The 12,352-nt window shown below is 69.2% G+C and carries 13 protein-coding genes; 2 read left to right on the plus strand and 11 right to left on the minus strand.

Going from position 1 to position 12,352, the window contains the following annotated elements; all coding sequences use genetic code 11:
* Positions 1 to 66: 66 nt before the first annotated feature.
* The 4 genes from rpmF to QRN44_RS11975 all read right to left on the minus strand — a co-directional run bounded on the left by rpmF (position 67) and on the right by QRN44_RS11975 (position 3,574).
* Positions 67 to 276 carry a 50S ribosomal protein L32 gene (gene rpmF / locus QRN44_RS11960; protein ID WP_056006932.1) on the minus strand — a complete coding sequence of 70 codons (210 nt, stop codon included), beginning with the start codon at positions 274 to 276 and terminating at the stop codon, positions 67 to 69.
* 3 nt (positions 277 to 279) lie between these two features.
* A complete protein-coding gene (locus tag QRN44_RS11965) occupies positions 280 to 792 on the minus strand; it encodes a YceD family protein (protein ID WP_071261222.1) in 513 nt (170 codons plus the stop codon).
* Positions 793 to 903: 111 nt separating this feature from the next.
* Positions 904 to 1,386, minus strand: a complete 483-nt coding sequence (gene coaD, locus QRN44_RS11970; RefSeq protein ID WP_064296302.1) for a pantetheine-phosphate adenylyltransferase — start codon at positions 1,384 to 1,386, stop codon at positions 904 to 906.
* Positions 1,387 to 1,405: 19 nt separating this feature from the next.
* Positions 1,406 to 3,574 (minus strand): ATP-dependent DNA helicase RecG, encoded by a 2,169-nt coding sequence (locus QRN44_RS11975; RefSeq protein WP_285039224.1) that lies wholly within the window; start codon positions 3,572 to 3,574, stop codon positions 1,406 to 1,408.
* 71 nt (positions 3,575 to 3,645) lie between these two features.
* Between QRN44_RS11975 and QRN44_RS11980 the strand changes: the two genes are divergently transcribed.
* Complete coding sequence (locus tag QRN44_RS11980) at positions 3,646 to 4,218, plus strand: RsmD family RNA methyltransferase (RefSeq protein WP_175116046.1); 573 nt, start codon at positions 3,646 to 3,648, stop codon at positions 4,216 to 4,218.
* 64 nt (positions 4,219 to 4,282) lie between these two features.
* On the opposite strand, the gene thiL is transcribed toward QRN44_RS11980, so the two are convergent.
* On the minus strand, positions 4,283 to 5,299 hold the full coding sequence (gene thiL, locus QRN44_RS11985; RefSeq protein ID WP_175116047.1) for a thiamine-phosphate kinase: 1,017 nt from the start codon (positions 5,297 to 5,299) through the stop codon (positions 4,283 to 4,285).
* A gap of 25 nt (positions 5,300 to 5,324) precedes the next feature.
* Here thiL and QRN44_RS11990 point away from each other — a divergent pair, with 25 nt between their 5' ends.
* Positions 5,325 to 5,816, plus strand: a complete 492-nt coding sequence (locus QRN44_RS11990; protein ID WP_079002232.1) for a DUF3515 family protein — start codon at positions 5,325 to 5,327, stop codon at positions 5,814 to 5,816.
* A 21-nt stretch (positions 5,817 to 5,837) separates the two neighbouring features.
* Here QRN44_RS11990 and QRN44_RS11995 read toward each other — a convergent pair whose 3' ends face one another.
* Genes QRN44_RS11995 through leuC form a run of 6 tightly spaced genes read right to left on the minus strand, consistent with a single transcriptional unit; the run spans position 5,838 to position 12,190 of the window.
* Entirely contained in the window at positions 5,838 to 6,929 is a 1,092-nt protein-coding gene (locus tag QRN44_RS11995) for a D-alanine--D-alanine ligase family protein (RefSeq protein WP_285039225.1), read from the minus strand.
* Positions 6,832 to 7,923 carry an NAD(P)H-dependent glycerol-3-phosphate dehydrogenase gene (locus tag QRN44_RS12000; RefSeq protein WP_240773584.1) on the minus strand — a complete coding sequence of 364 codons (1,092 nt, stop codon included), beginning with the start codon at positions 7,921 to 7,923 and terminating at the stop codon, positions 6,832 to 6,834. The genes QRN44_RS11995 and QRN44_RS12000 overlap by 98 nt, the downstream gene beginning before the upstream one ends.
* Before the next feature lie 37 nt (positions 7,924 to 7,960).
* Positions 7,961 to 8,701, minus strand: a complete 741-nt coding sequence (locus tag QRN44_RS12005; protein WP_121290183.1) for a lysophospholipid acyltransferase family protein — start codon at positions 8,699 to 8,701, stop codon at positions 7,961 to 7,963.
* A gap of 6 nt (positions 8,702 to 8,707) precedes the next feature.
* The gene (murA, locus tag QRN44_RS12010; protein WP_064296294.1) at positions 8,708 to 10,078 is read right to left on the minus strand and encodes a UDP-N-acetylglucosamine 1-carboxyvinyltransferase; all 1,371 of its coding nucleotides are present in this window, start codon (positions 10,076 to 10,078) and stop codon (positions 8,708 to 8,710) included.
* A gap of 19 nt (positions 10,079 to 10,097) precedes the next feature.
* Entirely contained in the window at positions 10,098 to 10,694 is a 597-nt protein-coding gene (gene leuD / locus QRN44_RS12015) for a 3-isopropylmalate dehydratase small subunit (protein ID WP_064296293.1), read from the minus strand.
* Entirely contained in the window at positions 10,694 to 12,190 is a 1,497-nt protein-coding gene (leuC, locus tag QRN44_RS12020; protein ID WP_064296292.1) for a 3-isopropylmalate dehydratase large subunit, read from the minus strand. Before leuC ends, leuD begins: the two co-directional genes overlap by 1 nt.
* Positions 12,191 to 12,352: the final 162 nt, after the last annotated feature.

Below are 12,352 nucleotides of genomic sequence, written 5' to 3' on the forward strand. Positions count from 1 at the left end.
CCGATTCCGGTGTGGTCGGAATGATTCGTGTTCACGCTGTTCGAACGCGGACGTTCAACGCGCGGATCAGACGTCTGCGACCTTGCGGCCCTTGTACTCGAGGTACAGGGCGGTGCCCTGCGAGTCCTCGACGACCTTGGCGCGGTGCGGCAGGCTGTACGTGACGCGGCCGTTCTCCACCGTCTTCACGAGCGTCGGCACGGCGGCCTTCCACTGCGAGCGACGCGAGCGGGTGTTCGAGCGCGAGACCTTCCGCTTCGGGGGGTTTCCAGCCATGATCTATCTCTCTTCTGTGTCTGCAGCGGCGCGCTGGGCGCTGCTGGCGTCTGTGTCAAGTACGGAGTCTGAGGACAAGCCCGCGAGCGCAGACCAGCGAGGATCTGCGACGTCGTGAGGGTGTCGTTCCGGACGTTCGGCCAGCCGCTCACCGGTCTCGGGGTCGAGTCCGGGGCAATCCGGCTGGCACACCGGCTGAAACGGTAATGCGAGAACTACCGCATCTCTGACCAGAGGTTCAAGATCCACGTGGTCGTCGTGAACCTCGAAGTCAGACGCTTCCGAATCAGGATACGCGAAAAGTTCCTGAATCTCGACTTCGACAGGCAGTTCGATGTCGCGGAGGCAGCGTCCGCACTCGCCGGTCGCCAGTGCGTCGACGTCGACGGTCACGAGGATCCCCTCGTGCACGGACTCGAGACGCACCTGCTCGGAGAGCGTCGTGCCCTCCTGGACGGCGACCAGGCCCTCGCCCCAGCGCTCGGCGAGCACCACCTCGAGGTCGTGCTCGCGCATCTCCCCGGGACGGTTCACCAGATCGCGCACGTTGACGCTGAACGGCGAATTGTTCGTTCTCTTCCTAGTCACGATCGACGATTCTACGCCGAACCCGACCGGGAGGACGCCCTAGCCCTCCTGGAGGAAGGTCGCCACCACCTGCGGGACGTACGGGCTGACATCGCCACCGAGCGCGGCCACCTGCCGGACGAGTGAACTGGACACGTGCGCGTGCGCCGGATCGGGCAGGAGGAAGACCGTCTCCACGCCGGCGAGGCTGCGGTTCATGATCGCCATGGGCGTCTCGTACGCGACGTCGACCTGCGAGCGGATGCCCTTCACGAGCACGCTCGCGCCGACGTCCGTGCAGTAGTCGACGAGCAGGCCGACGTTCCACTGCGCGACGACGATGTTGTCGGGCAACCCGCCGTCGGCGATGGAGCGCTCGAGCAAGGACACCCGCTGCGGCATCGGCAGCAGCGCGGACTTGTCGGGATTGTGCACGACCAGCACGTGCAGTTCGTCGAAGATGCGCGCCGCCCGCTCGATGACATCCAGGTGACCGAGGGTGACTGGGTCGAACGATCCGGGGACGACGGCGATCCGCTTCATGCCGCCAGCCTATCGGTGCTCAGTTCTTGGCGAGCGCGGCGCGGTCGGATTCGTCGAGGCGTCTGCGGAGCGCTTCGGCCAGCACCGGGTGGTCGGCGAGGTCGGGGTCGGTCTCGAGGAGCTCGGCGGCATCCGCCCGCGCCTCGATGATGACCTCGCTGTCGTGCACGACCCGGAGCAGCTTGAGCGAGGACCGCCCGCCCGACTGCATGCTGCCGAGGACGTCACCCTCGCGCCGCAGCTCGAGGTCGACCTGCGCGAGGTCGAAGCCGTCGAGCGTCGCGGCCACCGCGTCGACGCGCTCGCGTGCGGTGCTCTCCGCCTCCGCCGCGGTGACGAGCAGACACAGCCCGGGGACGCCGCCTCGGCCGACGCGTCCGCGGAGCTGGTGGAGCTGCGACACCCCGAAGCGTTCCGCGTCGAGCACGACCATCGTCGAGGCGTTGGGGACGTCGACGCCCACCTCGATGACCGTCGTCGCCACGAGCACGTCGATCTCACCGGCGGCGAAGGCCCGCATCGTGCGGTCCTTCTCCTCCGCGCTCATCCGGCCGTGGAGGACGTCGATGCGTCGGGACGCGAGCAGCGGGTGGGTACGCAGCTGCTCCACCGTGGTGAGCACGGACGCGATCGGCCGCGCCGGATCGACGTCCTCCTCGAGCGCCTCGCCGGGCTCGACCTCCTTGGCGTCGATCGCCGGGCACACCACGAACCCCTGCCGCCCCTGCGCGAGTTCCTCGGCGAGGCGCTCCCAGACGCGGGAGATCCACCGCGGGTGATCGGCCAGGGCGACCACGAAGCTCTCGATCCCCTGCCGCCCGCGTGGCAGCTCCCTGATGATGCTGACGTCGAGGTCGCCGAAGACGGTCATGGCCACGGTCCGCGGGATCGGCGTCGCGGTCAGCACGAGGACGTGCGGCGGTGTGCGTCCCTTCTGACGGAGCTGGTCTCGCTGCTCCACGCCGAAGCGGTGCTGTTCGTCGACGACGACCATCCCCAGATCGGCGAAGGTCACGGCGTCGCCCAGCAGCGCGTGCGTCCCGATCACGATCCGGGCCTGGCCTGCGACGATCCGCAGCAGCGCCCGTTTGCGATCGGAGGTCGGCAGCTGGCCGGTGAGCAGCGTCGGCATGAGCTCGGCCGAGAGGTCGGGGCCGAGCGAACGGACGATCGACCGCAGGTGCTGCGCCGCGAGGACCTCGGTGGGCGCCAGCAGCACCGACTGTCCCCCGCTGTCGGCGACGGCCGCCATCGCCCGGAGGGCGACGAGCGTCTTGCCCGAACCGACCTCGCCCTGGACGAGCCGGTTCATCGGATTGGGCTGCGCGAGGTCGGCCGCGATCTCCGTGCCGACCGTCTGCTGGTCGCCGGTCAGCTCGAACGGGAGCGCGGCATCGAGGCGCTCGAGGTAGCCGCCGGCTTTCGGCACGCGGGGTTCGGCCGCCAGCGCACGGGTGGCCGCACGCTGCTGGAGCAGGGCCGTCTGGAGGAGGTACGCCTCCTGATACCGCAGGCTGCGGCGACCACGCTGCCAGTCGCGGTCGACCGTCGGGCGGTGGACGGCCCGGATGGCGGCGTCGAAGGAGAGCTCACCCCTCGCAGCCCGGACCGACAGCGGGACCGGGTCCTCCTGCGGCGGCAGGGCGTCGAGCACCAGCTCCACGGACTGCTTGAGGTTCCAGCTCGTGATCGTGCTCGTCGCCGGATAGATCGGGATGGGCGCCTCCGACCACGCCTTCGCCTGGGCGTCCGCGAGCGCCGGCGCGTCGGCGTCGTCGGGGAAGAGCTGATACTGCGGATGCGCGAGCTGATAACTGCCGCGGTAATCGCCGACCTTGCCCGCGAAGATGCCACGCAAGCCCGGCCGGAGTTCGTTCGCCCGCCAGGGCTGGTTGAAGAAGGTGAGGTTGAGTCGACCCTGACCGTCGGAGATGACGACCTCGAGGATGGAGCCCTTGCGTTGCTTCATCTGGCGGTCGCGGACCTCGAGGACGTCGGCGACGATCGTCACGTCCTCGCCGAGCGGCAGCTGGCCGATGACCGTCAGCTCGCCGCGCTTCGCGTAGCGACGCGGGTAGTGCTCGAGGAGGTCGCCGACGGTCTCGACGCCGAACGCCTTCTGGAGTGCCGTCGCGGTTCGTCCGCCGAGGACACCGCCGAGCTTCGTGCCCAGCTCGATCCCCGTCATGCCGTCGATTCTATTCGGGACCTCGGACACCGCGGTTCGCTCGGCTTCGCCCAGCCTGCGAGGATGGGACCATGGCCGGCATCAGGATCATCTCGGGTTTCGCCGGATCACGCACGATCCGGGTTCCGGGCAGCGGTACACGACCGACGAGCGATCGCGTCCGCGAGGCCCTCTTCTCCGCGTTGGAGGCCCGCGACGTGATCGCCGGCGCCGAGGTGCTCGACCTGTACGCAGGCTCGGGGTCGCTGGGGCTCGAGTGCGCCAGCCGGGGTGCCGCGGTGATCACCCTCGTCGACCGAGGGTCGGAGGCCGCGAAGCTGTGTCGTGCCAACGCGAGGATCGTGACCTCGGCAGCGCCTCGCGGAGCGGCACCGCGCATCACGGTGCACGCCAAGTCGGTCGGCACCTACCTGTCCGGGGCGACGATACCGTCCGACCTCGTCTTCATCGATCCCCCGTACGACCTCCCCGAAACGGAGCTCACGGCCAACCTCGCCGCGCTCGTCGGTCTGGTCACCGACGACGGGCTCGTGCTCGTCGAGCGGAGCTCCCGCTCACCCGAACCGACCCTTCCCGCGGCGCTCGAGGTCCTGCGGAAGAGCACCTACGGCGAGACCGTCGTCTGGTGGATCACGCCGGTCTGAGTCAGCGGGTCACGGTCACCGCGTCACCGCACGGTCCTCGCGCCACGGCGGCCGGGAACACCGCTCAACCGGACGCGTCGTCCCAGTCGCGGTAAGGGTCCCAACCGGCGCGACCGTCGTAGGCCACACCGTCGACGAGGACCCCGGCACCGGTCCGGGCCGTGCCGATGGTCCGGAAGCCGGCGGGGATCGTCGTAGCGGACGGGAACGTCGCCAGGAGGGAGTGGTCCTCGCCACCGGCGAGGGCGAGCGCCACGTCCGCACCCAGCTCCTCTGCCCGCAGGTCGATCGCGACCCCACTCGCCCGCGCGAGGCGACCGGCATCGAGCGCGAGCCCGTCCGACAGGTCGAGCATCGCCGTGGCACCGGCGACGGCGGCGACGACCCCGGCCGCGATCGGTGGCCGTGGCGCGAGTTGTGCCTCCACCTCGAACCGGTGATCGCGTCGTAGGACGGATGCTGCTTCGGCCGAAGGCACGCCGTCGGTGTCGACTCCACGCGAGAAGAGGAGTCGCAGACCTGCCGCAGCCGAACCCAACTCCCCCGCGACCGCGACCACGTCGCCGGGTCGCGCTCCGTCACGTCGGACGGGGGCACGACCCTCGAGGTCGCCGAACGCCGTCACCGCGATCATGAAGACGTCGGACACGGCCAGATCACCACCGACGACACCGCAGCCGGGCGCGAGCTCCGCACACGCGTCGCGCAGTCCGTCAGCGAACCCGTCGAGCACGGCGACCGGCAGGTGCTTGGGCATGGCGAGTGCGACGACGAGTGCCGTCGGACGCGCCCCCATCGCCGCGACGTCCGCCAGGTTGCTGGCCGCAGCCTTCCACCCCAGGTCGTGGGCGCTCGACCACGCCAGCCGGAAGTCCGGCCCGTGGATCATCGTGTCCGTCGTGACGACGAACCGACCGTCCGGCGCCAGGACGACCGCGGCATCGTCGCCCGGCCCGAGGAGTTCGGCGTCGGCGTGCGGCAGGCGAGGGAAGATGCGCTCGAGCAGCTCCCCCTCCGCGAGGTCTCCGACACAGGCCCCGACCGTTCCGTGATCGTCGGACGCGCTCCCAGACTCGTTCATGGGATCAACGGTAGCCTGGTGGGCGATGTCCCCGATTCGTGTGCTCCTCGCCACCGCCCTCGCCGCAGCCGCAACCCTGGCCCTGGCCGGGTGCGCGCCCGCCGTCGCGCTCGAACCCGCCGCCGACGCGAACAACCCACAGTGCGCGGAGGTCACGGTGCGTCTCCCCGACGCCGTCGCCGAACTGCCCGAGCGAGGGACCGACGCCCAGGCCACCGGCGCCTGGGGCGATCCCGCGACGGTCCTCCTGCATTGCGGCGTCGCGATCCCCGGCCCGACCACGCAGCAATGCCAGTCGGTGAACGGCGTCGACTGGATCATCGACGACACCGACGCGCCGAACTACCGGTTCACGACCTTCGGGCGCACGCCCGCGGTCGAGATCGTGCTCGACGGCGATGCCGTCGCCAGCAGCACCGTCCTGGCCGATCTGGCGCCTGCCGTGTCCGTGCTCCCTGTCACCGGGAAGTGCACCGCCCTCGGCGACGCCGAACTTCCGATCCCCACCGACGGCTGACCGTTCCCGGGGCCACGCCGTTCAGGAGCGGGCGCGGGCGACCTCGATCAGCTCGGTGATGAGCTCGGGGTAGCTGAGCCCCGAGGCCAACCAGCAGCTCGGGAACATCGAGATCGGGGTGAACCCCGGCATGGTGTTGACCTCGTTGACGACGAAGCCGTCCGCAGTCAGGAAGAAGTCGACCCGGGCGAGCCCCGCGCAGCCCAACGCCTCGAACGCCCGACGAGAGAGGTCCTGCATCTCCGACAACTGCTCGGGAAGGAGGTCGGCGGGGCAGACGAGCTCGATACCGGGGGCGTCGAGGTACTTCGCCTCGAAGTCGTAGAAGTCGCGTCCGGTCACGACGACCTCGCCGGCAACCGAGACCCGAGGTGCTTCGCCGGGGAGGGACTCGAGGACCGCACACTCGACCTCTCGGCCCACCAGACCGGTCTCGACGAGCACGGTCGAGTCCTCGGCGAGGGCCAGTTCGATCGCCGCACGGAACGCGTCCGGCGTCGACACCTTCGACACCCCGACGCTCGAACCGGCTCGCGCCGGCTTCACGAACGCCGGTGACCCGAGCGACCCGAGCGATGCGAGCACCTCCTCGGGTGCCGTGGCCCACTCGTGGGCGGTGAACCGCACCCACGGCGCGACGGCGATCCCGGCGGCCTGGAGCACCGTCTTCGTGAAGTGCTTGTCCATGCCGAGGGAGGACGCGAGGACGCCGGAGCCGACGTACGGGAGGTCGACGAGCTCGAGCATGCCCTGCACGGTGCCGTCCTCGCCGAACCGACCGTGGAGGATCGGGAAGACGATGTCGACGGTGCCGAGGGTGAACGGAACGCCGTCCTCCCCGACGACGGTCAGCTCACGGCTGCCGACGCGCTCAGGCCAGCGCACGGCCGGCCGCGAGGGGTCGACCTCCGGCAGGTGGGCGGGGTCGAGCGCGTACCGGCTCGGATCGTCGACCTCGAGGACGTACGAGCCGTCGTGGGCGATCCCGACCGGGTAGACGTCGTAGCGTTCGCGGTCAATCGCGGCGAGGACGCCGCCCGCCGTTGCGCAGCTGATCGAGTGCTCGCTTGAACGGCCTCCAAAGAGCACCACCACTCCGGTCTTGTGCGTCATCGTTGCTTCTCTCCCCCTGGGGTTCGTCGTCGTCGGTCGTGAGGTGCGGTGCGATGTCCTTCGGGTCGAGCGTGCCGTCGAGCACCTGCTTGACCTGTTCGACGATGGGCATCGCGACCCCCTTCGCCTTGGCCAGCTCGAGCACCGGCGCCACGGACGCGAGCCCCTCCGCGGTCTGCTGCATCTGTTTGACGACGTCGTCGAACTGATACCCCTGGCCGAGCAGACGCCCCGCCGTGTTGTTCCGTGACAGCGGAGACTGGCAGGTCGCGATGAGGTCGCCGAGCCCGGCCAGGCCCGAGAGGGTCTCCGGCTGCGCGCCGTGGGCCACCGCGAAGTCGGTCATCTCGACCAGCCCGCGGGTGATGATGGAGGCCTTCGTGTTCTCGCCGTAGCCGACGCCGTCGACGATGCCGATCGCGACGGCGATGAGGTTCTTGAGCACACCGCCGAACTCGGTACCGATGACGTCGGTGTTCACGAAGCTGCGGAAGTACCGGTTGCGCGCGAGGAGCGCGACCGTCTGCGCCGTCTCGAGGCTCTCCGAGGAGATCACGGCGGCCGTCGGCTGCTCGCGGGCGATCTCGAGCGCGAGGTTGGGGCCCGAGGCGACGGCGATGCGGGACGGATCGATGTCGAGGGTCTCTCGGATGACCTCGCTCATCCGGGATCCGCTGCGACGCTCGACGCCCTTCATGAGCGAGACGACGAGGGTGCCGTCCTCGAGGTGAGGACGGAGCGCGATGAGGTTGTCGCGCAGGGACTGGCTCGGGACGGACAGGAACACGACCGAGGCACCGCGCACGGCGTCGACCATGCTCGCGGTCGCGGTCATCCGCATCGGCAAATTGATCCCGGGCAGGTAGTCGCTGTTGCGCTTGGCTTCGGTGATCTCTCGAGCGAGCTCGGGTCGCCTGGCCCACATGACCACGTCGGAGCCACCGTCCGCGAGGATCTTGCCGAACGTCGTGCCCCAGCTGCCCGCTCCGAGCACGGCGACCCTCGTGGCGGCCGGTGGTTGCGGAACGTTCCTAGGACTCAAAGCGGCCTGTCTCCTTCTGCTGGTGTTTCGAGGGATCCCAACGCTCCGCGGGAGCTTGGGCACCGCGCAGCTCCTCACAGAGGGCGGTGATGGCCTGCATGACGACCTCGGTCGCCTCGTTCAGCGTCTTCGAGTCTAGCTGCCGCCCGATGAACGCCGAGAGGTCCACCGGCTCGCCGATGGCGACCTCGACGCGCTTCCGCAAGGGGAACACCCGCAGCCTGCCGTACCGAGGCATGACCTCCTGCGTACCCCAGTGCGCGGCGGGGATGATCGGCAGGCCGTGCGTGAGGGCGATCCGGACCGCGCCGGTGCGCCCGCGCATCGGCCACAGACCCGGGTCGCGGGTGAGCGAACCCTCCGGGTACACGATGACGCCCTGACCGCGTTCGGTCAGGTGCGCTGCAGCGCTGACCGGATCCATGCCGCGGGCGGAACCCTCGCGCTCGACGGGGATCTGTCCGGACTTCCGCAACAACCACCCGACCACCGGGACCGTGAACAGACTGCCCTTCGCCATGAAGCGGGGCTGTCGCCCGAGTCGCCAGACGGCCACGCCCATGATCAGCGGGTCGAACTCGCTGTCGTGGTTGGGCGACAGGATGAACGGCCCCTCCTGCGGCAGGCGTTCGCCGTGCCGGACGTGGAGCTTGACGAGAGCACTGAACGGCGGGATCGCGATCGACGACAGCAACCAGTAGATCGACGGCCTCGACCGTTCCACCCCCACGGCGGACTACTTCGTTTCGAGGACGAAGTCAGCACCGAGCTGCTGGAGCTTCACGATGAAGTTCTCGTACCCACGGCTGATGATGCCGACGTTGCTGACCGTCGACTTGCCCTCGGCGGTGAGCGCCGCGATGAGGTGGCTGAAGCCACCGCGGAGGTCGGGTACCTCGATGTCGGCACCGTGCAGCGGCGTCGGGCCGTTGATGACGGCGGCCTGCTCGAGGTTGCGCCGCGGCACGCGACGAGGCGTACCCGACAGTCCATTGGGGTGCACGACGATGTTCGCGCCCATGGTGTTGAGCGCGTCCGTGAAGCCGAACCGGTTCTCGTAGACGGTCTCGTGGACGATCGACTCGCCCGTCGCCTGCGTCAGCGCGACGATGAGGGGCTGCTGCCAGTCCGTCATGAAGCCGGGGTGCACGTCGGTCTCGATGACCACGGGCTTCAGCTCCTCCTTGCGGTAGAACCGGATGCCGTCGTCGGTGATGTCGAACCCGCCACCGGCCTTGCGGAAGATGTTGAGGAACGTCATCATGTCCTGCTGCTTCGCGCCGCCGACGAAGACGTCGCCGTCGGTCGCGAGCGCGGCCGACGCCCAGCTCGCGGCCTCGTTGCGGTCGCCGATGGCCGTGTGGTCGTACCCCTCGAGCTTGTCCACGCCCTCGATGAGGATCACGCGGTTCGGCTCGTAGGAGATGATCGCGCCCATCTTCTGGAGGACGGCGATGAGATCCATGATCTCCGGCTCGATCGCCGCACCCTTGAGCTCCGTGGTGCCCTTGGCACGGACCGCCGTGAGCAGGACCTGCTCCGTGGCGCCGACGCTCGGGTACGGGAGGTGCACCGTCGTCCCGTGGAGACCGTTCGGAGCTGAGAGACGGATGCCCTGCGGGAGCTTCTCCACGACCGCGCCGAACTTGCGGAGCGCGTCGAGGTGGAAGTCGATGGGACGGTCGCCGATGCGGCACCCTCCGAGGTCGGGGATGAACGCCGCCCCGAGGCGGTGGAGCAGCGGCCCGCAGAACAGGATCGGGATCCTGGAGAAGCCGGCATGCGCGTCGATCTCCTCCATGTGGGCGGACTCGACGTTGGTCGGGTCGAGGCGGAGTTCGTTCGGGTTCTCGCCCTCCGTCACGTCCACGCCGTGGATCTCGAGCAGGGAGCGGACCACCCGGACGTCGCTGATGTTCGGCACGTTGCGCAGGACGCTGACGTTCTCGCCGAGCAGCGACGCCACCATCGCCTTGGTCACGAGGTTCTTGGCACCCTTGACCTCGATGCGGCCCCGGAGCGGGATACCGCCGTTGATCGTGATGCGGTCGACATCGAGTCCGACCGACGAGCCTGCCGCCTGTGACGCCTGGACGAGTGAATTCAAACCGGTACCTACTGCCTTGCTACTTGACGGGAATGGTGCGGGGCAGCCAGTTCGGCCGCCGGGCTTCGAATGCGGTGATCTGCTCCTCGCTACGGAGCGTCAGCCCGATGTCATCGAGTCCTTCGATGAGCCGCCACCGAGTGTAATCGTCGACCTGGAACGAAACCGTGAGATCGCCGACCGTGATGGTCCGGGAGATGAGGTCGACGACGGAATCGGCGCCGGGGGCGGCCTCGATCGCAGCCCAGAGCTGCTCGAGCTCCTCCTCCGTGACCTGGGCGGCCAGGAGGCCCTGCTTGCCGGAGTTTCCGCGGAAGATGTCGCCGAAGCGGGACGACACGACGACCTTGAACCCGAAGTCCCGCAAGGCCCACACGGCGTGCTCACGCGACGAGCCGGTGCCGAAGTCGTGCCCCGCGACGAGGATGCTGGCACCCTCGTAGACGGGCTGGTTCAGGACGAAGTCGGGGTCCTGACGCCACCCCGCGAAGAGCGCGTCCTCGAAGCCGGTCTTCGTGACCCGCTTCAGGTAGACGGCGGGGATGATCTGGTCGGTGTCGACGTTGGAGCGCCGCATCGGAGCGGCGATGCCGGTGACGGTCGTGAACTTGTCCATCAGGCGTGCACGCCTTCCTGCTCGGTGGCGGCGTGTCTGCCGGGCTCGACCTCGAGGTCGCCCGGGCTGGAGAGTGTTCCGCGGATGGCGGTCGCCGCGGCGACGAGCGGCGAGACGAGGTGCGTGCGGCCACCCTTGCCCTGACGGCCCTCGAAGTTCCGGTTCGACGTCGAGGCGCAGCGCTCGCCCGGAGCGAGCTGGTCGGGGTTCATCCCGAGGCACATGGAGCATCCGGCGAACCGCCACTCCGCACCGAAGTCGGTGATGATCTTGTCGAGCCCCTCGGCCTCCGCCTCGATCCGAACCCGGGCGGAACCCGGGACCACCATGACCCGCACCCCCTCGGCCTTCGTGCGGCCCTCGATGATGGATGCGAACGCCCGCAGGTCTTCGATCCGGCTGTTCGTGCAGGAGCCCATGAAGACCGCGTCCACCGGGATCTCCTTCATCGGAGTGCCGGCCTCGAGCGCCATGTACTCCAGGGCGCGCTCGGCGGCGGACCGCTCGTTCGGGTCGGCGATGGCCGCCGGGTCGGGCACGTTCTCGCTCAGCGAGACGCCCTGTCCGGGGTTGGTGCCCCACGTGACGAAGGGCTCCAGCGTGTCGGCGTCGAGGAAGACCTCGGCGTCGAAGGCGGCGCCCTCGTCGGTCGCAAGCGTGTCCCAGTAGGCGACGGCCTCGTCCCAGTCGGCTCCGGTCGGTGCGTGCGGACGACCCTGCAGGTAGTCGTAGGTGATCTGGTCCGGGGCGACCATGCCGGCGCGGGCACCGGCCTCGATCGACATGTTGCAGATCGTCATGCGGCCCTCCATGGAGAGCGCACGGATCGCCGAGCCGCGGTATTCGAGGACGTAGCCCTGCCCGCCGCCGGTGCCGATCTTCGCGATGACGGCGAGGATGATGTCCTTCGCGGTCACCCCCGGCCGCAGCGTGCCCTCGACGGTGATCGCCATGGTCTTGAACGGCTTCAGCGGCAGCGTCTGCGTGGCCATGACGTGCTCGACCTCGCTGGTGCCGATACCGAAGGCCATGGCCCCGAAGGCGCCGTGGGTCGAGGTGTGCGAGTCGCCGCAGACGACCGTGATCCCGGGCATCGTGAGGCCGAGCTGCGGCCCGACGACATGCACGATCCCCTGATCGAGATCGCCGAGGGAGTGGATCCGCACCCCGAACTCCGCGGCGTTGCGACGGAGGGTCTCGATCTGCGTACGGCTGGTGAGGTCGGCGATAGGCTTGTCGATCGCGAGCGTCGGGGTGTTGTGGTCCTCGGTCGCGATCGTGAGGTCGACGCGACGCAGCGGCCGATCGGCCAGGCGGAGGCCGTCGAAGGCCTGCGGGCTCGTCACCTCGTGGACGAGGTGCAGGTCGATGTAGATGAGGTCGGGCGTGCCGTCCTCACCCTTGACGACGAGGTGGTCGTCCCAGACTTTCTCGGCGAGCGTGCGCGGGTGCTCGGGAATGCTCGGGACGGACGGATCGGCGTTCAGCTGCGACATGTCGTGGAATTCCTTCAAACGATGAGGGGTCAGGCGTCAGCGACCTCCGCGACGAGGGAGCCTGGATCTAGGCCTCGTCGCGGCTGGGAAGGAGGAGCAGCCCGGACAACATTCGCCCAGCGTACCACCCGGTCCGGAGCGGAGACGTCGGTACCGTCGTCG

It is taken from the genome of Plantibacter sp. lyk4-40-MEA-4, from assembly GCF_030209415.1.
Lineage (GTDB): Bacteria > Actinomycetota > Actinomycetes > Actinomycetales > Microbacteriaceae > Plantibacter > Plantibacter flavus_A.